This is a genomic window from Janthinobacterium sp. GW821-FHT03C10, assembly GCF_059420865.1.
This window is the reverse complement of record NZ_JBWKUN010000011.1, coordinates 211964-231743: the sequence shown is the minus strand read 5'-3', so window position 1 is coordinate 231743 and position 19780 is coordinate 211964. Positions and strand designations below refer to the sequence as shown.

At 62.9% G+C, this 19780-nt stretch carries 20 protein-coding genes; 14 read left to right on the top strand and 6 right to left on the bottom strand.

What is annotated here, in order from left to right:
• The first annotated feature begins 78 nt into the window (after positions 1-78).
• The 9 genes from AC07VH_RS28195 to AC07VH_RS28155 all read left to right on the top strand — a co-directional run bounded on the left by AC07VH_RS28195 (position 79) and on the right by AC07VH_RS28155 (position 8775).
• Entirely contained in the window at positions 79-1599 is a 1521-nt protein-coding gene (locus AC07VH_RS28195) for a B12-binding domain-containing radical SAM protein (RefSeq protein WP_494788963.1), read from the top strand.
• A gap of 57 nt (positions 1600-1656) precedes the next feature.
• The gene (locus AC07VH_RS28190) at positions 1657-2790 is read left to right on the top strand and encodes an MlaE family ABC transporter permease (protein ID WP_494788962.1); all 1134 of its coding nucleotides are present in this window, start codon (positions 1657-1659) and stop codon (positions 2788-2790) included.
• On the top strand, positions 2790-3686 hold the full coding sequence (locus AC07VH_RS28185) for an ABC transporter ATP-binding protein (RefSeq protein WP_230542069.1): 897 nt from the start codon (positions 2790-2792) through the stop codon (positions 3684-3686). The genes AC07VH_RS28190 and AC07VH_RS28185 overlap by 1 nt, the downstream gene beginning before the upstream one ends.
• Complete coding sequence (locus AC07VH_RS28180; RefSeq protein WP_077408877.1) at positions 3686-4645, top strand: MlaD family protein; 960 nt, start codon at positions 3686-3688, stop codon at positions 4643-4645. The genes AC07VH_RS28185 and AC07VH_RS28180 overlap by 1 nt, the downstream gene beginning before the upstream one ends.
• 12 nt (positions 4646-4657) lie before the next feature.
• A complete protein-coding gene (locus AC07VH_RS28175) occupies positions 4658-5272 on the top strand; it encodes an ABC-type transport auxiliary lipoprotein family protein (protein WP_489629505.1) in 615 nt (204 codons plus the stop codon).
• Positions 5269-6456, top strand: coding sequence for a VanZ family protein (locus AC07VH_RS28170; protein ID WP_489629504.1), 1188 nt, complete (start codon positions 5269-5271; stop codon positions 6454-6456). Before AC07VH_RS28175 ends, AC07VH_RS28170 begins: the two co-directional genes overlap by 4 nt.
• Before the next feature lie 40 nt (positions 6457-6496).
• On the top strand, positions 6497-6814 hold the full coding sequence (locus tag AC07VH_RS28165) for a (2Fe-2S) ferredoxin domain-containing protein (protein WP_034781335.1): 318 nt from the start codon (positions 6497-6499) through the stop codon (positions 6812-6814).
• A 48-nt stretch (positions 6815-6862) separates the two neighbouring features.
• Complete coding sequence (locus AC07VH_RS28160) at positions 6863-7516, top strand: alpha/beta hydrolase (protein ID WP_219135775.1); 654 nt, start codon at positions 6863-6865, stop codon at positions 7514-7516.
• 113 nt (positions 7517-7629) lie between these two features.
• On the top strand, positions 7630-8775 hold the full coding sequence (locus AC07VH_RS28155; RefSeq protein ID WP_489629503.1) for a D-alanyl-D-alanine carboxypeptidase family protein: 1146 nt from the start codon (positions 7630-7632) through the stop codon (positions 8773-8775).
• A gap of 64 nt (positions 8776-8839) precedes the next feature.
• Here the strand turns inward: AC07VH_RS28155 and AC07VH_RS28150 are convergent, their stop codons facing one another.
• From AC07VH_RS28150 to AC07VH_RS28140, 3 genes are all read right to left on the bottom strand, one after another.
• On the bottom strand, positions 8840-10228 hold the full coding sequence (locus AC07VH_RS28150) for a cytochrome c (protein WP_494788961.1): 1389 nt from the start codon (positions 10226-10228) through the stop codon (positions 8840-8842).
• Between the two features lie 14 nt (positions 10229-10242).
• A complete protein-coding gene (locus AC07VH_RS28145) occupies positions 10243-12039 on the bottom strand; it encodes a GMC family oxidoreductase (RefSeq protein WP_046683272.1) in 1797 nt (598 codons plus the stop codon).
• A gap of 117 nt (positions 12040-12156) precedes the next feature.
• Positions 12157-12849, bottom strand: coding sequence for a gluconate 2-dehydrogenase subunit 3 family protein (locus AC07VH_RS28140; RefSeq protein ID WP_494788960.1), 693 nt, complete (start codon positions 12847-12849; stop codon positions 12157-12159).
• Between the two features lie 230 nt (positions 12850-13079).
• Here AC07VH_RS28140 and AC07VH_RS28135 point away from each other — a divergent pair, with 230 nt between their 5' ends.
• Together AC07VH_RS28135 and AC07VH_RS28130 are read left to right on the top strand one after the other, a co-directional pair.
• Positions 13080-13643: a TetR/AcrR family transcriptional regulator gene (locus tag AC07VH_RS28135; protein WP_494788959.1), complete on the top strand. Its 564-nt coding sequence runs from the start codon at positions 13080-13082 to the stop codon at positions 13641-13643.
• Positions 13644-13696: 53 nt separating this feature from the next.
• Positions 13697-14623, top strand: a complete 927-nt coding sequence (locus AC07VH_RS28130; protein ID WP_494788958.1) for an aldo/keto reductase — start codon at positions 13697-13699, stop codon at positions 14621-14623.
• Between the two features lie 3 nt (positions 14624-14626).
• Here AC07VH_RS28130 and pssA read toward each other — a convergent pair whose 3' ends face one another.
• A complete protein-coding gene (gene pssA, locus AC07VH_RS28125) occupies positions 14627-15412 on the bottom strand; it encodes a CDP-diacylglycerol--serine O-phosphatidyltransferase (protein WP_489630741.1) in 786 nt (261 codons plus the stop codon).
• A 207-nt stretch (positions 15413-15619) separates the two neighbouring features.
• On the opposite strand from pssA, the gene AC07VH_RS28120 reads away from it, so the two are divergent.
• Together AC07VH_RS28120 and AC07VH_RS28115 are read left to right on the top strand one after the other, a co-directional pair.
• On the top strand, positions 15620-16570 hold the full coding sequence (locus AC07VH_RS28120) for a CAP domain-containing protein (protein WP_494788957.1): 951 nt from the start codon (positions 15620-15622) through the stop codon (positions 16568-16570).
• Between the two features lie 104 nt (positions 16571-16674).
• Positions 16675-17310: an Hpt domain-containing protein gene (locus AC07VH_RS28115; protein WP_489629497.1), complete on the top strand. Its 636-nt coding sequence runs from the start codon at positions 16675-16677 to the stop codon at positions 17308-17310.
• Between the two features lie 18 nt (positions 17311-17328).
• Here the strand turns inward: AC07VH_RS28115 and AC07VH_RS28110 are convergent, their stop codons facing one another.
• Positions 17329-17526: a hypothetical protein gene (locus AC07VH_RS28110; protein WP_493047685.1), complete on the bottom strand. Its 198-nt coding sequence runs from the start codon at positions 17524-17526 to the stop codon at positions 17329-17331.
• A gap of 179 nt (positions 17527-17705) precedes the next feature.
• Here AC07VH_RS28110 and AC07VH_RS28105 point away from each other — a divergent pair, with 179 nt between their 5' ends.
• Entirely contained in the window at positions 17706-19403 is a 1698-nt protein-coding gene (locus AC07VH_RS28105; protein ID WP_494788956.1) for a M1 family metallopeptidase, read from the top strand.
• 73 nt (positions 19404-19476) lie between these two features.
• Here AC07VH_RS28105 and AC07VH_RS28100 read toward each other — a convergent pair whose 3' ends face one another.
• The gene (locus AC07VH_RS28100; RefSeq protein WP_475415128.1) at positions 19477-19776 is read right to left on the bottom strand and encodes a hypothetical protein; all 300 of its coding nucleotides are present in this window, start codon (positions 19774-19776) and stop codon (positions 19477-19479) included.
• Between the last annotated feature and the right edge of the window lie 4 nt (positions 19777-19780).

Here is a 19780-nt window from a genome sequence, read left to right as displayed (position 1 = left end):
GTAACATGGCATTGGCGGCCGCAGCGCACAGCTGACGTGACAGCGTAAAATAGCGGTTTCGCCGATTCAACCGCTCCCATGACCATCCTGCTCTCCACCCTGAACGCCCGCTACACCCACGCCTCGTTGGGATTGCGCTATCTGCTGGCCAATATGGGGCCGCTGCAAGCGCAGACGCGGCTGCAGGAATTCGTCATCGGCACCAAGACGACGGAACTGGTCGAGCGCATCCTCGTCAACAAGCCGCGCATCATCGGTTTTGGCGTCTACATATGGAACGTCGAAGAAACGACGAAACTGGTGGCCATGCTCAAGCGCGTGGCGCCCGAAGTCATCATCGTGCTGGGCGGGCCGGAAGTGTCGCATGAGGCGGGCGAGCAGGAAATCGTCAAACTGGCCGACTACCTGATCACGGGCTGGGGCGACGTCACCTTCCCCAAGCTGTGCGGCGAGATCCTCCACGGCCCGAAGCCGCTGATGAAGATCCATGCAGGCGTGCAGGCGCCGCTGGCGGAACTGCAGCTGCCCTACTCATTGTATACAGACGACGATATCCGCCACCGCACGATTTATGTGGAAGCGTCGCGCGGCTGCCCGTTCAAGTGCGAATTCTGCCTGTCGGCGCTGGACAAGACGGCCTGGCCCTTCGCCCTGGAGAATTTCCTGGCCGAGATGGAATCCCTGCATGCGCGCGGTGCGCGCCTGTTCAAGTTCGTCGACCGCACCTTCAACCTGAACATCAAGACCAGTCTGAAGATCATGCAGTTCTTTTTAGACAAGATCGAAGCGAATCCCAACGATCCCATCTACGCCCACTTCGAGCTGGTGCCCGACCACCTGCCCGACGCCTTGAAAGAAGGCATCAGCAAGTTCCCGCCCGGCGCGCTGCAGTTCGAGATCGGCATCCAGAGTTTCAATCCGGACGTGCAATCGCTGGTCAGCCGCAAGCAGGACAACCAAAAGGCGGCCGATAACATCCGCTGGCTGTGCGAGGAATCGAACGCCCACTTGCACGTGGACCTGATCGCCGGCTTGCCGGGCGAGGATGAAGCGAGCTTCGCGGCCGGCTTCAACAAGCTGGTGGCCCTGAAACCGCATGAAATCCAGTTCGGCATCTTGAAGCGGCTGCGCGGCACGCCCATCATCCGGCATACGGAAAACTATGGCATGGTGTTCGACCCGCACCCGCCGTACACCATCCTGGCCAATAAACAGCTCGATTTCATGAGCATGCAGCGCCTCGTGCGCTTCGCCCGCTACTGGGACCTGGTGGCCAACTCGGGCCGCTTCGCCAATACCGTGCAATGGATGCTGGGCGATGCGCCGTTTGAAAACTTCATGGATTTTTCGAACTGGCTGTATGCCCACACGGACGCCACCCACCGCATCGCCATGGAGCGCCTGGCCAAGCTGGTGGCGCAATGGCTGCAGACGCGCGGCATGAGCGCGGCCGAGGCCAACGCCCTGCTGGCCAGCGACTATGCGGGCGGCGCGCAGGCGGCCGCGCACGCCAAGACCAGCGAAGTGAGTACTAACAACACCAAGGTGCGCCCGGACGTCGCCCTGCCGCAGCGGCAGGCGCGCCACCTGGCGTCCTGAGGGGCCGGCGATTGAACAGCGGTGGCGGTCTGCGCCATTCTCCCTTAAACTGGCGCGATGCCGACTGTACAATCGCCGAAACTGACCCTCTCCCAGACCAGCTCCCAACAGGGAGCCCTTGTCACTGCCAGCGGCACCTGGCAGGTGCACGCACTGGCGCATGACAATGCCATCAAGGCCATCGAGGCCCAGCTCAGGCCCTTGCAGGGCGATACCAAGGCGCAATGGGATTTGTCGGCCATCGACAGCATGGACCATATCGGCGCCCAGCTGTTCTGGAATGCCTGGGGCAAGCAGCGCCCCGCGCAGCTGACCCTGGCGCCATCGCAGGAAGAGTTTTTCCGGCGCATCGAAGAGACGGGGCCGCTGCAAACGCCGCCGTCGCGCGCCAACCGCCTCACGCCCGTGATGAAGCTGGGCATGGCCATTTTGCTGTTTTTCGAACATTTGAAGGGCTTTATTGCCTTGGTGGGCCAGGTGACGCAGGATATCGGCCGCTTCGCGCGCCACCCGATGCGCGGGCCGTGGCGTGAAATTTCCGCCAATATCTTCCATGCGGGCTTCCAGGCGCTGGGCATCACGGCCCTGGTCGGCTTTCTGATCGGCGTCGTGCTGTCCTATCTGTCCGCGCAGCAACTGCGCGCCTTTGGCGGCGACATCTACCTGGTCAACCTGCTGGGCATGAGCGTCATCCGCGAACTGGGGCCCTTATTGGCCGCCATTCTCGTGGCCGGCCGCTCCGGCTCGTCCATCACGGCGCAGCTGGGCGTCATGCGCGTCACGGAAGAGCTCGATGCCATGCTGGTGATGGGCATTTCGCACGGTTTCCGCCTGATCATGCCAAAAGTGCTGGCCCTGGCCATTTCCATGCCCCTGCTCGTCATCTGGACGGATACGGCCGCGCTGATCGGCGGCATGGTGGCGGCCAAGGTGGAACTGAATCTGTCGGCGCGCTACTTCATCCAGAAGCTGCCCGATGCCGTGCCGCTGGCCAACTACATGATCGGCCTGGGCAAGGGCGTGATCTTCGGCATGCTGATCGCCCTCGTCTCCTGCCACTTCGGCCTGCGCATCAAGGCGAATACGGAAAGCCTGGGGCACGGCACCACCACCGCCGTCGTCACGGCCATCACCGTCGTGATCCTGGCCGACGCCGTGTTTGCCATCGTCTTCAATGGAGTGGGCTACTGATGGCGAACGACACCGATATCGCCTGCGGCACCGGCAAGGAAGGCCAGTTCAACCTGCACGGCAGCGCACCCGTGGTGGACATCACCAATCTGTGGACCAAGTTCGGCCGCACCGTCGTGCACCAGGACTTGAACCTGGAAATCGAGCGGGGCGAAATCCTCTCCATCGTGGGCGGCTCCGGCACGGGCAAGACGGTGCTGCTGCGCCAGATGCTGGGCCTGGAACATCCGGCACGGGGCTGCGTCAAAGTCTTTGGCGAAGATATCAACAAGGCAAGTTCCGACCAGCTGCAGCAGTTGCGCAACCACTGGGGCATGCTGTTCCAGCAAGGCGCCCTGTATTCGGCCCTGACCGTGTTCGACAACGTGGCCCAGCCCATGCGCGAATTGCGCGTGCTGCCCGAAGCGCTGGTGCACGACGCGGTATTATTAAAGATGAACATGGTGGGCCTGGGCCCGGAACATGCGCTGAAAATGCCGTCGGACTTGTCTGGCGGCATGATCAAGCGCGTGGCCCTGGCGCGCGCCCTGGCGCTGGAACCGAAGCTGCTGTTCCTCGACGAACCGACGGCGGGCCTGGATCCGGACTTGTCGGAAAGTTTTGTCTCGCTGATCCAGTCGCTGCACCGCGAGCTGGGCTTGACGGTCGTCATGGTCACGCATGACCTCGACACCTTGTTCGCCCTGTCCACGCGCATCGCCGTGCTGGCGGAAAAGCACGTGATCGCCATCGGCCCCACGCGCGAGGTGATCGAAGTGGACCACCCGTTCATCAAGCAATTTTTCCTCGGCGACCGCGGCAAGCGCGCGCTGGCCGTCCTCGATGAAAAACAGGCGGCAGCCAAGGCGGCACAGCCAGGCGACGACGCCGGCACAGACAAGAAAGCGGAGAAGTAATGGAAAACAGATCACATGCCCTGATGACGGGATTTTTTACACTCACACTGCTGGTGGCCGCCATCCTGTTCGGCGTCTGGTTCAACCGCGACCGCGTGGAAAGAGTCCCGTATTTGCTCGCCACCACCCTGTCCGTGCCGGGCCTGAACCCGCAGGCGACCGTGCGCTACCGGGGCCTGGAAGTGGGCAAGGTCGACGCCATCGACTTCGACACGCAAAAGGCGGGGCAAATCCTCGTGCACATCAGCGTGGCGCCCGACACGCCCGTCACCAACACCACCTTTGCCACGCTCGGCTACCAGGGCGTGACGGGCATCGCCTACATCCAGCTCGACGACGAGCACGTGGGCTCGACACTGCTGGGCACCAGCAAGGACAAACCGTCGCTGATCCCCCTGCGCGCGGGCTTGCTCGACCAGCTGGAAAAACGGGGCAAGCGCATCCTCGACCAGGCTGAGCAGATCACCAACAAGGTGAATAATCTGCTCAGCCCCGACAACCAGGCGGCCATGCTGGGCGCCTTCAATGAAGTGGGCAAGGCGGCCAAGGCCTTTGGCGCCATTCCCCAGCAACTGGAACCGACCCTGACGCAATTGCCGCAACTGACGGAACAGACGCGGCAAACCTTGACGGCCGTCAGTACGGCCAGCAAGAACGTGTCGGACCTGACGGCCACGTGGAAAAAACTCGGTAACGACATCCAGGCGCCCGGCGGCGTGCTCGACAAGGTCAATGGCACGGTCGACCGGGTCGGCCATTCCGTGGAAACGGTGGCGAATGGCGTATCGCTGGAAGTCTTGCCGCAGGTAATCGAGCTGAGCGGCGAGGCGCGCTCCTCGATGCGCGCCCTGAAAACCACCATGAGCACGCTCAATGAACAGCCGCAGAGCATCTTGTTCGGCGCCCCAGACATCCCGCCCGGCCCGGGCGAGCCGGGTTTTTCGGCACCGGGCAAATAAGGAGAACACCGCATGCCTATCCCACGCCATCTCACCGCACTCATCCTGGCCGGCGCCGTCCTGCTGGGCGGCTGCGCCAGCCGCGGCCCCGTGCCCACGTTCTATGACTTCGGCCCTGCCGCGCCGCTGGCGGCCGCACCGGCCGCCGTGCCAGCCGTGCCCGTGCTGGTGATCGCCGACGCCAACGGCCCTTCGTGGCTGGACAGCCAGCGCATGTATTACCGCCTGCTGTACGCCGATGCGCAGCAATCGCGGCCGTACGCCTACAACCGCTGGAACACGCCGCCGCTGCAGCTGTTCAGCCAGCGCCTGAAGACGCGCGTGGCGCAAAGCGGCGTGAAAGTGCTGTCGACCACGGACGCGGCCGCCGGTATTCCCCTGCTGCGCATCGACGTCGATGATTTTTCGCAAGCGTTTGACACGCAGACGCAAAGCAGCGGCCATGTGTCGCTGCGCGCCTCGCTGTTCCGCGGCCACCGCCTGATCGACCAGAAAACCTTCAGCCGCAGCGGTCCGGCCGGCAGCGCCGATGCGCAAGGCGGCGCGCAGGCGCTGGCGGCCGCCTCGGACGCCATCGCCGCCGACCTGCTCACCTGGCTGGGCACGCTGAATATCCCGAAAGAATGACCGAGCCCGCACCCTCCGCCAGCCCGGCGGCGCCGCTGCCGCCCGTCCGTTCCTCGCCCGTGTCGCGCGCGACCCTGCTCGCCTACGTCTTCCTGATCGTGTACGCCAGCTGGTTCCCGTTCACGGGCTGGCACAGCAATGGCCTGTCGCCGCTGACGTTCCTGGAAAACACCCGCATGCCCCGTTACTGGACGGGCTTTGACGTGGGCATCAACGTCGTCGGCTACATCCCGCTGGGCGCCTTGATCGTGTATTCGCTGTTTCCAAGGATCACAGGTTTCTTTGCCGTTATCGTCGCCAGCCTGTGCGGCATGCTGATTTCCGGCAGCATGGAAGCCGTGCAGACCTATTTGCCCAGCCGCGTATCGTCGAACCTGGATTTTTATACGAATGCGGCCGGCTGCTGCATCGGCTCCATCATCGGCGCCTTGACGGCGCGCAAGCTGCTCGACCATAGCCATTTGTACCGCTTGCGCCAGCGCTGGTTTGCCCAGCATGCCAGCCAGGGCCTGGTGCTGGTGGCCCTGTGGCCGCTGGCGCAGATCTATCCGCAAGGCTATCTGTTCGGCCTGGGCCAGCTGCTGCCCATCCTGTCGGACTGGCTGTCGCAGCTGACGGGCATCGACATCGATCTGGCCGCGTACCTGCGTCCCGACGTGATCTTAACGGTCGAGCAATATTGGCTTTCAGAAACCATCATCACGGCTTGCGGCATGACGGGCGCCGTGCTCACCTTGCTGTGCCTGCTGCGCCGCGCCGCGCCGCGCGCCATCCTGATGCTGACCCTGATCGCCGCCGCCCTGATCGTGCGCTCGATGGCCAGCGCGCTGCTGTTTTCGCCGCAAAACGCCTTCGTCTGGATCACGCCGGGCGCCCAGGGCGGCTTCTTGATCGGCCTGATCATGCTGGGCGGCCTGGCCTTCGCGCCGCACGTGGCGCAGCGCCGCATCGCGGCCGCCACCTTGCTGCTGAGCCTGGTGATGGTGAATACGACGCCGATCAACCCGTATTTCATGTCAACCTTGCAAGGCTGGGTACAAGGCAAGTTCCTCAACTTTAATGGCGCGGCGCAATTTTTGGCCTTGCTGTGGCCCTTCGTGGCCCTGTGGTTCCTGTGCCTGCCCTCGCATCGCCTGAACCGGCAGGACGATGTGCAGCGCCAGCGTCGCGAAGACCACCCATAAGCGCTATCATGGCGCATTGATGAATCAGCAGGAGCATAGTATGAGCGACGCACCGTATTTTGAACGCCACGTTTTTTTCTGCATGAACAAACGTGAAGATGGCCGCAACAGCTGCGGCGACCATGGCGCGGAAGCGGCGCAAAAGCACTGCAAGCGCCGCATCAAGGAACTCGACATGAATGGCGCGGGCAAGATCCGCATCAACCAGGCCGGCTGCATGGACCGCTGCGAGGAAGGCCCGCTGCTGGTGATCTACCCGGAAGCGACCTGGTACACCTATGTCGACACCAGCGATATCGACGAGATCATCGATACCCACCTGGTGGGCGGCAAGATCGTCGAACGTCTGAAAATCTAAGCCGCATATTTAATCCTAATTTAAGCCTACGCCACCAGTATGAGCATCATGAACAGAAACTCGGAAAAATTTACCCTCGCCGGCCATGCGGGCAGCATGGAAGGCTTGCTCGATTTCCCGGCAGACACTCCGCGCGGCATCGCCCTCGTTGCCCATCCGCACCCGCTGTACGGCGGCACGATGGATAACAAGGTCACGCAAACCCTGGCGCGCGCGTTTGTCGCCCTCGGTTACGTGGTGGCGCGCATCAACTTCCGCGGCGTGGGCGCTTCCGAAGGCGTGCACGACCATGGCGCGGGCGAGACGGACGACATGCAATTGCTGTATGAACACATGGTCGGCCTGTATCCGGGCTTGCCCGTGGCCTTGTCCGGTTTCTCGTTCGGCACCTTCGTGCAATCGAAACTGCAGGAACGCCTGGCCGCCGCCGGCACGCCCGTCGAACGCCTGGCGCTGATCGGCAGCGCGGCCGGCAAATGGGCCATGGCCGACATTCCGGCCGACACCATTTTGATCCACGGCGAACTGGACGACACAATTCCCCTGTCCGCCGTCTTCGACTGGGCCCGTCCACAAGACATCCCCGTGATCGTGATCCCCGGCGCCGACCACTTTTTCCACCGCAAGCTCAACCACATCAAGAACCTCGTGATTGCGCTGTGGCATGGTGACAAACCCGCAATTGCAGCGGATGATCATTGAAGTGTGGGCTTACTAGCGCCTCCACGGCTATAATTGATCCGTTTTTTCCACGCGGCCACGTACGCAGCAACTGCGTGGCCCTCAGCCTTCATCTTTTTCGCAGACCAGCCTCCATGAAAAAACTTTTAGCGGCACTGGCCTCCAGTGTACTTTTCCTATCCGCCGCCCACGCCCAGCACGTTCCTGCACCGAGCATCGCCGCCAAATCCTGGCTGCTGCTTGACGCCACCAGTGGCCAGATCATTGCTTCGCAAGATCCGGACGCCCGTATCGAGCCGGCATCGTTGACCAAGATCATGACGGCCTACCTGACGTTTGCCGCCATCCGCGAAAAGAAACTGGCGCTGGACCAGAAGGTAAACGTGTCCGTGCGCGCATGGAAAGTTGATTCGAGCAGCTCGAAGATGTTCATCGACCCGGCCACGCCCGTCTCGATCGACGACTTGCTGCACGGCCTGATGATTCAATCGGGTAACGACGCCGCCGTCGCGCTGGCTGAAGCCGTCGCCGGCGACGAAGGCACCTTCGTCGTGCTGATGAACCGCGAAGCCCAGCGCATGGGAATGAAAAACACGCGTTTTGCCAATCCGCATGGTTTGCCTAGCCCGGATAACTATTCCACGGCGCAAGATCTGTCCGTGCTGGCCCAGCGCGTGATCGCCGACTATCCTGAATTCTATAAAATCGATTCCATCAAGAGTTTTACGTACAACAAGATCACCCAGCCTAACCGCAACCGCCTGCTGTGGCTGGACCCAACCGTCGATGGCATGAAGACGGGCCACACGGAAGCGGCCGGCTATTGCATGATCGCCTCGGCCCGCCGTCCAGGCGGCACCGGCGAGCGCCGTTTGATCTCCGTCATGCTGGGTACCTCGTCCGACCAGGCGCGCACGCAGGAAAGCCAGAAGCTGCTGAACTGGGGCTTCCAGAACTTCGATACGGTCAAGCTGTACTCGAAGGGCCAGGCCGTGGCCACGCCGGAAGTGTGGAAAGGCTCGAAAGGCACCGTGAAAATCGGTTTCGCCCGCGACGTGCTCGTCACCGTACCAAAAGGCACGGCGGCCAAGATGAAACCTGTGCTGGAACGCAAGGACCCGCTGGTCGCACCATTGGCTGAAAACGCCCCTGTCGGCAAACTGAAAATGATGGTCGACGACAAGGTCCTGCTGGAACTGCCCGTCGTGGCGCTGGAAACCATCAACCAGGCCACGATCTTCGGCCGCGCCTGGGATTCGATGCGCCTGTGGATGAAATAAGCAGTCAGCATTCCCCATAAAAAATGCCCGCATCGCTGCGGGCATTTTTTTTCGTCCGTCGACGTTACTTCGCCGGCGCATCCTTCAGGTGCGGCTGGCGCGCCACGGGCGGGAAGGTGCCGTGGCGGCCTGCCGCAAACGTCGCTTCCGTCTGCGACGCCGCCACCGGCACCGAGACCTTGCGCACCTTGGCCACCTGTGCCGCCGTCACGGGCGTGCCGCGATTGCCCCAGCTGGTCTGGATGAACGTCACCACCTGCGCCGTCTGCTCATCATTGAAGATGTCGGCATACGGCGCCATCGTCAGCGCCGACGGCGCCGTGCGCGTGGCCGGCACGGCGCCGCCCGACAGCACGATATTGATGGCCGAGGTGGGATCGTTCGTCTGCAGCACGGCATTGCCGGCCAGTGCAGGGAAAGCCTTCTCATAGCCCTTGCCGTCGGAGCGGTGGCAGCCGGCGCAGCGGTCCAGGTACAGCTGCGCGCCCTGGGAGTTGACGATGCCGCTGAACAATTGCTTGGCCAGCTTGTCGTCGGCGACAAACGCGGGCGTGGCCGGATTCGATGGCGGCAGGGACTTCAGGTACTTCGCCATCGCCGCCAAGTCGCCATCCGTCATGTGCTGCATGGAATGGGCCACCACGTCGTTCATGGCGCCGAACGACGCCGTATGGCTGTTGCGGCCCGTTTTCAGGAATTCGGCGATCTCCGCCGCGCTCCAGCGCGCCAGGCCGCCGCCATGTTCATTGCGCAGCGAAGGCACGGACCAGCCGTCGATCACGCCGCCGCCCGCCAGGAAGGTGGTGTTGCCCTCATCCGTCAGCGATTTTTCCTGCATGCCCACGCCGCGCGCCGTGTGGCAGGCGCCGCAGTGGCCCAGGCCCTGTACCAGGTAGGCGCCGCGCAGCAATTGCGCGTCGCCCGTGGCCGGCGTTTTATACGGCTGCGGCGTGGGGGCGAAGGCCCAGCGCCAGATGGTCAGCGGGAAACGCATCGACAGCGGCCACGGAATATCGGCCGCCTTGTTCGGCGTCGGGTCTGCCTTCACGCCATGCATGAAGTAGGCGTACAGCGCCTGCATGTCCGCTTCGCTCAGGCGCGAGTACGACGGATACGGCATGGCCGGATACACGGTATAGCCGTGCCTGGTCACGCCGGTACGCATCAGCTTGTCGAAATCGGTAAAGCTCCAGTCGCCGATGCCGGCCTTCTTGTCGGGCGTGATGTTGGTGGAATACACCTTGCCGATCGGCGTTTCCATGCCCAGGCCGCCCGCGAACGGTTTGCCCTGCGTGCCGGCCGTGTGGCAGGCGATGCAGTCGCCGGCGCGGGCCAGGTATTCGCCCTGGCGTATCAGCTGGGCGTTCGGGGTGGTCGCGGTAGCCGACCAGGCAGTACTTGAAGCGAGCGCCAGCAGCAGCGCGCCCACGGTATGGGTGAATGTGTTGTTCATCTTCTTGTTCTTTATCAAGCGACCAGGGGACGGGGATCTTTCAGGTATTGCTCGCGGATGGCCTTGGCCGACCAGTAGGTCAGCGCGCAAGCGAGGCCCGTCGGGTTGTAGCCTATGCCGACCGGGAACACGCTGGAGCCGACGGCAAACACGTTGTGCACGTCCCAGCTTTGCAGGTAGCGGTTGACGACGCTGGTCTTGCGGTCCGCGCCCATGGCCGTGCCGCCCGCCCAGTGGGTGGTCTGGTAGTTGCGCAAGTCGAGGTGGTCGCCCACGCTCTTGACGGACACCTTGATCGATTCCGGGTTCATGGCCTCGGCCACCTTCATCATCTTGTCGGTGACGAAACGGCTCATCTTGATGTCGTTTTCCTTCCAGTCGAAGGTAAAGCGCAGCAATTGCTGGCCATACTTGTCCGTGTAGGTGGGGTCCAGGTCGACGTAGCAGTCGCGGTAAGTCATGTTGGCGCCGTGACAATCGAACGACACCGTGTTCAGGTAGCTCTTCTTGACGGCTTTCTTCCAGGCCGAGCCCCAGGCGGGCGTGCCGTCCGGCGTGGCGATGCCGGAAATGGGCTTGGAGCCGGCCGGGTTGCACCAGGCGGGCGAGCCGCCCACGAAGCCCAGCGGGCCATGGTCGAAGTTATCGCCATTCCAGTCATCGAGCGCGACACCGGTGCCGCCGGCGCCGATGAACGGATTCGTGTTCGTGTCTTCCTTGAAGAAAGTCTGGATGGTGGACATCATCTGGTAGGCGATATTGCGCCCCACCACGCCTTCATTGCTGACGGGGTCGTATGGCTTGCCGATGCCCGACAGCAGGAACAGATGCGCATTGTTGTAGGCAAAGGCACTGGCGATGACCAGGTCGGCCGGCTGTTCGACGGCCTTGCCATCCGCATTGATGTAGGTCACACCTGTTGCGCGCGCTTTGCCACCCTTGCTGCCGTCGAGGTTGATGCGCACGACGTTGCAGTTGGCGCGCAATTCAAAATTGGCCACCATGCGCAGGGCCGGCATGATGTTGACGTTGGGCGAGGCCTTGGAATAGTTGTAGCAGGCGTAGCCGGAGCAGAAACCGCAGAAGTTGCACGGCCCCATCTGGCAGCCGTACGGGTTCGTGTACGGGCCGGACGCGTTCGACGAGGCGTTGACGAACGGGTGATAGCCGACGGCCTTGGCCGCGCGGCGGAACAGTTCGGCCGTGTACGGCACTTTTTGCGGCGCCAGCGCGTAATTGTCGGAGCGGTCGCCCTCGAACACATTGCCGTCGCCGACGACGATGCCGTTGACTTTATACGCCTGGCCCGAGGTGCCGAAGACTTTCTCGACGAAATCGAAGTGCGGCTCCAGTTCGGCATAGGTCACGCCAAAATCCTGGATCGTCATGCCTTCGGGAATGAATTTCTTGCCGTAACGGCGTTCGTAGTGGCTGCGGATCTGCAGCTCTTCCGGCAACACGCGCCAGTGCATGCCCGACCAGTGCAAGCCCGCGCCCCCCACGCCCGTGCCAGGCTTGAAGGCGCCGATCTGGCGGTAGGGCACGGCCACGCCCGTGATGCTGTGGCGGAAGGTGAACGTGCTCTTCGACATATCCTGGAACAGCTTGCTGCGCTGGATATAGGTCAGCTCGTCGAGGGTCTTCGGATAGGCGCCGTCGGGATAGGTGTCGCGGTACTCGCCCCGTTCCAGCGCGACCACGTTCAGGCCCGCTTCCGTCAATTCCTTGGCCATGATGGCACCGGTCCAGCCGAAGCCGACAATCACGGCATCGACAGGCTTCATTTTTACATCGGGTTTGATATCACTCATGATGGTTTTTCTTTTTCTTTGATCTGCTACGAATAACTGAAAAGGTTCAGGGCAAGGCGCATTGCCGCAGGCAGTACGCTAGTACGACCAGGCAGTGCAACGCCGCCATGGACGTTTTCAGGCGATGGATACTGGAGGCAACGGGTATTTCTTGCCGTACTGCTCCACCCAATCCATGTAGTCGGCGCGCGCGCCAGGAAAGCCCACCATCTTCCAGGCCAGCATGTCCTTGTTGCCGCCGTGCACGGGGTCGCAAAAATAACCTTCGCGCGTGTTTTGCAGCAGCTGGTTGAAAAAGACTTTCGATGGCACTGCGCCGATGTCCAGGGTGCCCTTTTGCAATTGCGTGATGACGGCGTCGCGCTCGGCCGCGTTCAGCTGCACGAAAGGCTTGCCGGACTGCTTATTGACGGCCGCATTCACGCCGGCCAGGGCGCTCTGGTACAGCTCGCGCGGCGCCATGTGGAACTGGTAGCCGAACTGTTCGATCGAGGGCACGAACGGCCCCTGCATGTACCACAGCGCGCCATACGCGTAAGGCGTGTTCATCTGCGCATCGATGAATTCATGCGCGCCCGCTTCCAGCGCGCCCGGCCCGTCGGCGTCGGCGGGGATCAGCCGGTCGACCAACGCCGTCAGGGTGGCCCATTCGGTGGCGTCGAAAAAGCGCGGTTTATAGGCAGGCTGGTCTTTGGAGACGGCCATGGCCAGGCCGCCGCCGGCGCCGGCCAGCAAGGCCACGGCAGGCGCGGCGCCGACGGCCTTGCGCAGGAAGTTGCGCCGGTGGGGCGAAATCCCGATGATTTTCATAGGTTGTCCTCAGGCGGCACGAGCCGCCACAGTGATGGATGTGGAAGTCAGAAAGAAAATGCGGACACGCGCCGCGCAGATGGCAGATTTCACGTAGAGATGACTGGGGTATCGCGGCGCGGTGCATTCGCCTGCCGGTTAATTGATCAAGGTGATTGACAAGCGCTAGCTTTGCATTTACGGTGCGCATCGTACCATAATTAAAAGAAACATTCAGAGACAGGTTTAACGTGATCAAAAAAGAGGCAGCGGTGCGTGGCCGCCCGCGCAAGGCGGGCGTGGAAGATGCGGTACTGGAAGCCATCGTCCTGCTGGTGCGCCAGCATGGACTGGAGGCGGTGACGATACAGATGGTGGCCGACGTGGCCGGCGTGGGGCGCCAGACGATCTACCGGCGCTGGCCGCGCCGCGAAGACATGCTGCTCGACGCGCTCGTCAAGCGCACGGCGGAAAAGCTGCAGCGCGCGCTCGACATGCCGGACGGCCAGGAAATCGAGGCGATCTGCGCGCGCATCTTCGACAACCTGAACGCCGACGGCCGCTTCACCTGCGATTTATTGGTGCTGATCCACGACGATACGGCGGCGCAACTGCGCTTTCGCGAGCAGATCGTCGCGCCGTGGATCACCCTGGTGGTGCAGCGCCTGGTCAACATCGGGGTGCGCGCCGACCTCGACCTGCGGCTGTTCGCCTTCATGCTGCAATCGGCGCTGGTGTACCAGATGCAACTGGGCGGCCAGCTCGATGCTGCGCTGCAGGAGCGTTGCTGCCGCTTTATCCGCAGCATGTTGTAGCTCTGGATATAATCGTGGCGTCACCTTCTTCGCCACCACCAGAAAGCCAGCCCATGAGCCATGTATTTCCCGCCAGCCTGCAAGCGCCGCGCAGCCGTTTAAGCGGCAACGGTCCCGAACTGTCGCGCATCGTCGCCGGCATGTGGCGCATCGGCGAGTGGAATATGTCGGCGCAGCAGCGTTTGAGCTTCATCGAGCAATGCCTGGCGCTGGGCGTATCGAGTTTCGACCATGCCGATATCTATGGCGATTACAGCGCCGAAGGGCTGTTCGGCGAAGCGCTGGCCCTGCAACCGGGCTTGCGCGACAAGATGGAGCTGGTCAGCAAGTGCGGCATCAAGCTGCTGTCGCCGCACCGTCCCGGCCATGCCATCCAGCATTACGACACGAGCGCGGCGCACATCACCGGTTCCGTGGAACACAGCTTGCGCCAATTGCAGACGGACCGCCTGGACTTGCTGCTGATCCACCGCCCCGACCCGCTGATGGATTTCGACGAGATCGCCGGCGCGTTTACCCAGCTACGGCAAGCGGGCAAGGTGCTGCACTTTGGCGTATCGAACTTCAGCCGCCACCAATTCGAGTGCCTGCACCGGCGTTTCCCGCTGGTGACGAACCAGGTGGAATTTTCGCCGCTGCACGTGGCGCCCCTGTTCGACGAAACCTTCGACGGCTTGCAGGACGTGGGGGTGGCGCCGATGATCTGGTCGCCGCTGGCGGGCGGACGGCTGTTCCAGGGCGGCGATGCGAATGTGGAGAACTTGCGCAATGTCATCAAGCAGATCGCGGACCAGCTGCAGCGCCCGTTTGCCAGCGTGGTGTTTGCCTGGATCATGCAATTGCCATGCCGCCCCCTGCCGCTGACGGGCACGGGACGCATCGAAGCGGTGGGCGTGGCCGTGGAAGGCACGCAGTTCACGCTCAGCCGCAGCGACTGGTTCGCCATCCTGCGCGCCGCGCGCGGGCACGAGGTGGCTTAACGTTTAATCAATCTCGTCCGGGTCGTTGAATACCTGGGGTAAGGCAATGCCGCGCCAGCCCAGGTACCACGCCAGGTTGAGCAGCAGGGTGGCGGCGATGTAGACGGCGAAGAACAGCGCAAAGAAACTGGTCTTCAGCCACACCAGCAGGGCGATGGCAAGGATCAGCACCAGCAGCGCAGCCAGGCTTTTCTTTTGCTTGGAGCTGGGGAAGCGCAAGGTCGACACCATCAGGCTGCCCACGCCGACCAGCAGCAGCATCAATAGATAGCTGTGCAGCATGGAATCGATGGGCGCCGGCCAGGCCACCACCACGGCCGCCACGCAAGCGGCACCGGCCGTGATCGGCATGCCGACGAAATACAGGGGGTCGGTGCGCCCCACATTCACATTGAAGCGCGCCAGGCGCATGGCGCCGCAGGCGACAAAGAAGAAGCTGGCCATGCCGCCAAAGCGCAACAGCAGCGGATCGTGCACGCCCATCTGCACAAAACCATAGCAATACAACAAGACAGCCGGGGCGCAGCCGAAATTCATCACATCGGCAATGGAATCGAGCTGCACGCCGAACTGCGAGCTGGTCCCCGTCAGCCGGGCCACGTAGCCGTCGAGCGCATCGAACACGCCGGCCAGTACCAGCAGCGCCGCCGCCAGGCGGTAGGCATCCGCATCGCCGACACCGGCGTTATCGACGGAAATAACGATACTGGCAAAACCGCACGCTATCGAAAGCAAAGTCACCATGCTGGGCAAGGCGTATTTGGCGCGCTGCAGGCGCGACTTGGGCAATGTGTTCAAATTATGGGCAATCAAAGTAGCGGGATGAGGCAATGCAGCGGCAAACGCTGCGCTACGCTCATTCTACCCTGCGCAGCGGCGGCACCGTCCCCGCACGAGCGGGACATATCTTTTCATCGATGCTCTACGAGCGATCAAAATACCTTAGAATCGTTTTACAGGGCAGCACGCTGTCCGCCCACCTATACAGGAGTCGACTTGATTGCCTCGTCACTGCGTTGGAAATACTGGATACCCGCCCTGCTGAGCGCAGCCCTGCTGAGCGCCTGCGGCGGTGGCGGCGATAGCGGCAATACGTCGCTGAGCACCTCGACCCCGGCCGGGCAATTGACGCAGGAGCCTGGCGCTCCCGTCCTCAGCAACAATATCGCCACCGATGGCTTCAACTGGTTCAACTACCGGCGCAGCCAGATCGGCCTGTCTCCGCTGGTGCGCAATAGCCTGATCGACAGCGCAGCCCTGGGCCACTCCAGCTATCTCAATCTCAACAGTACGGTGGCGCACGAGCAGGTGCAGGGCAAGCCCGGCTTTACGGGCGTCAAACTGGGCGACCGCCTGGCCAAGGCCGGCTACGTCGTCACCTCGCTGCAGGGCGAAGTCATCGCCGGCGCCAGCAACACGTCCGGCTTTTACCTGGCCGAAGAGCTGGTCACGGCCATCTATCACCGCTTCGTCATTTTCGAGCCGCTGTTCAAGGAAGGCGGCGCGGGCGCGGCCGTCAGCGGCACCGGCTATGCGTATTTCACCACCGACCTGGCCGGCAACCGCAGCTATGGACCCGGGCTGGCGGCGGCGCAGATCGTCACCTATCCCTACAGCGGACAGCAGAAGGTGGCCGTCAGTTTCTCCAGCGATAACGAATCACCCGATCCCGTGCCGAACCAGGATGTGGTCGGCTACCCGATCAGCGTGCATGCCAACTACGGCACGCCCGTCAGCGTGACGGCGTTCAGCGTGCGCCAGCGCGGCGCCGCCGCGGACCTGGCCGTGCGCCTGCTCACCAGCGGCAACGATGTGCATACGCCCGTCTCGGCCGCGTCCATCATCCCGCTGTCGGCCTTGAACGCGAACACCAGCTATGACGTGAGTTTCATCGGCAAAGTCAATGGCGCGGACGTCACGCAGAGCTGGTCATTCAGCACGCGCTAGGGCGACTCGCCGTGCCAAGCGGGCGCAGCATCGAGGACGACTGGATGTAAAATAGCTGTTCCTGCTTTACAGCAATTGACAAGTTTTGGGGCGCTCTGCACAGCATGCTGAAACCACACGCCGCTTGCGATGATGATGCCGCCGTTGCGGCATCCGACATGGTCCGCATTCTCGACGTCGAGAACGGACTGGGCCGCATCATGGGCGACCGCATCCTGTACCTGAAAATCCTGCGCCGCTTCCTGCATGACCACGGCACCACGCCGTGCCAGATCCGCGCCGAATTCGACACGGGCAACTATGCTTCCGCGCGCCTGAAGGCGCATACCCTGAAAGGCGCCGCCGGCATGATCGGCGCGCGCCACGTGCACGGCCTGGCGGCAACCCTGGAGTCGGCACTGCGTGCGCAGGCGCCCGACCTGGCCCAGCAGATGCAGCAGCTGGAACTGGCGCAGGATCAATTGCTCGGCGCGGTCAGCAGCATGCTGGGCACGCCGGAGGCAACCCACACGGCGGCGCAGGACGTGGCGCCCGACCCGGCCGCACCCGCCATCCAGCTGCTGCTGGCGCGCCTGGCCAGCCATCTGCGCGAAGGCGACGGCGCCGCCATTGACATCCTGGAAAACTCGGCCAGCCTGCTCGCGGCCAGCCTGGGCGTGAACGTCTACCAGGAAGTGGCGGCCGCCGCGCATGAGTTCGATTTCGACGGCGCCCTGGCGGCGCTGCTGCGGCGGCGCTAGCGCTCAGCCCGTTACCGCTCAGCTGTTGAACTGCGCCTCTTCCGCATACGCCACGCAACAACTCTTGCAGCAGAAGCGGCGCACGGCATCGAGCGGCTTGTCGCAGTACCAGCATGCGCCTTTCGGCGGCAGCACTGCGATCAATTGCGACAGGGAAGGCAATGGCGGCGCCGCCATCCCCCTGCTTTCCACGACTTCCGGCTGTTCGCTGTCCATGGCGCTTCCTTTCCTGGCGGCACTTCAAGGCCGCTCAGCAAGATTACGTCAGCACAGTTTGAAGCCCATGACATTTCTCAACCGCGGCCACGCTTGCCCCATCGGCATCTCGAAATTTCCAAACGACAACGTTGTCACTTCACACTACAATCGGTATTCCGCTCACTTGCGCGCTCGCCATGAAACACATCCCCCTGCTGCTCTCCTGCCTGCTGCTCAGCGCCTGCGCCACGCGCGCGCCCACCGCCTACACCCTCAATTCGGGTGCCGAACGCACGCCGGAACAATTGGCGGTGGTGTTCGAACACGCCGACCTGACCCTGCGCATCGATCCCGCCCGCCGCAGCATTGCCGGCGATGCGCGCCTGACCTTCCTGGCCACGCAGCCGATCTCGCGTTTCGCGCTGGACCTGGACCGCAACCTGCCCGTCGATGCCATCGAAATCGACGGCAAGGCGCTGCGACCGCAAGACTATGCCAACCCGGACGGCCGCCTGAGCATGACCTTGCCGGCCACCCTCGCGGCAGGCGCGCGCACCAGCATCCGCATCGTCTACCACGGCGTGCCGCACGTCGCCGTGAAAGCGCCGTGGGATGGCGGCATGGTGTGGTCGAGCACCGCCGCTGGCGCGCCGTGGTTCGCCAGCGCCGTGCAAGGCGAAGGCTGCGACCTGTTCTGGCCGTGCATCGACCACCCGATGGGCAAGGCCCAGCTGATCGACCAGCACATTCAGGTACCGGCGCCGCTGGTGGCGGCCGGCAACGGCATCGCGCTCGGCATGGATGAGGCCGACGGCTGGCGCACCTGGCACTGGCGCGCCAAACACCCGAGCACCTATGGCATCGCCCTGAACGTGGCGCCCTACCATAGCCTGCAGGGCGAGTATGCGAGCCGCTACGGCAACCGCATCCCCCTGCAATTCTGGTACCTGCCGGAAAGCGAGGCCAAGGCGGGCGCCCTGTTCGCGGAATTGCCGCCCATGCTAGACTTTTTTGAAAGCGTCATCGGCCCCTACCCGTTTGGCGATGAGAAAGTCGGCATCGCCGAAACCCCGCACAAGGGCATGGAACACCAGACCATCAATGCCTATGGGAACAAATTCGCCAAGACCAGCTATGGCTACGACGAGCTGTTGCAGCATGAATTCGCCCATGAATGGTTCGGCAACCAGCTCACCAACAGCAACTGGGACGATATGTGGCTGCACGAAGGCTTCGGCACGTATATGCAGCCGCTCTACATGCAGTACCTGCGGGGCGAGCAAGAGTATTTTGCTTCGTTGCAGCAAATGCGCGCCGGCATCGTCAACAAGGCGCCCATGGTTTCGGGCAAGCCGAGAAGCGAGGAAGAAGTCTACGACCTGAAAAAGGGCGGACCGGGCGGCGACCTGTATGTGAAAGGGGCGCTGGTGCTGCACACCTTGCGCGGCCTGATCGGCGACGAGGCCTTCTTCCGCGCCGTGCGCCTGCTCGTCTACGGCACGGAACAGCCGCAGCCGGGCCAGTTCCAGCCGCGCTACGGCAGCACGGCGGAATTCATGGCCATCGTCAACAAAGTCACGGACAGCAATTACGACTGGTTCTTCCAGGTTTATCTGTACCAGGCGACATTGCCGGAACTGTCCGCCGTGCGCGACGGCGACACCTTGCGCCTGCTATGGAAGACGCCTGCCGACATCGCCTTCCCGATGCCGGTGGAAGTGCGTATCGGCAAAGAAATCCATACCGTTCCCATGTCGCTGGGCTTTGGCGAACTGCCCCTGCCGGCGGGCGCCACGTACACGCTCGACCCGCACTCGCGCGTGCTGCGCCGCGCCGAGCATATCGAGGCGTTCCAGAAGTTCAAGGAAGAACAGGCGAAGGGGAGGAAAGGATGACGCGGCCGTGAATTCATCAAACCCAGCAGCAAATGCTGGGGGTTGAAGCTGACAGCATCACGGATCCAGCCACCTATTTCCGGAAACTGCGCACCGCGTCATTGGCATTCTCGGCAATGACTTTTTGCAGCTTAGGCTGCTTCGCGTATTTCACGCGCAAGCGCTTCCACTGCCGCTGCGCCTGGCCGCACGAGCTGGCCACGGCCTGCGTGATCTCGCGCTGGCGCGCCTTGTCGTTATCGTCCCATTCGCCGGCGAAGTGCTCGCACATCTGCGCATTTTCGACGAATTTCGCCACGTCCTGCGGCAACTTTTCCTGCGCGCCAGCCAGCAGGGGCAGGCAGGCGAACATGACGGCGAGCACCAGCTTCATCCGA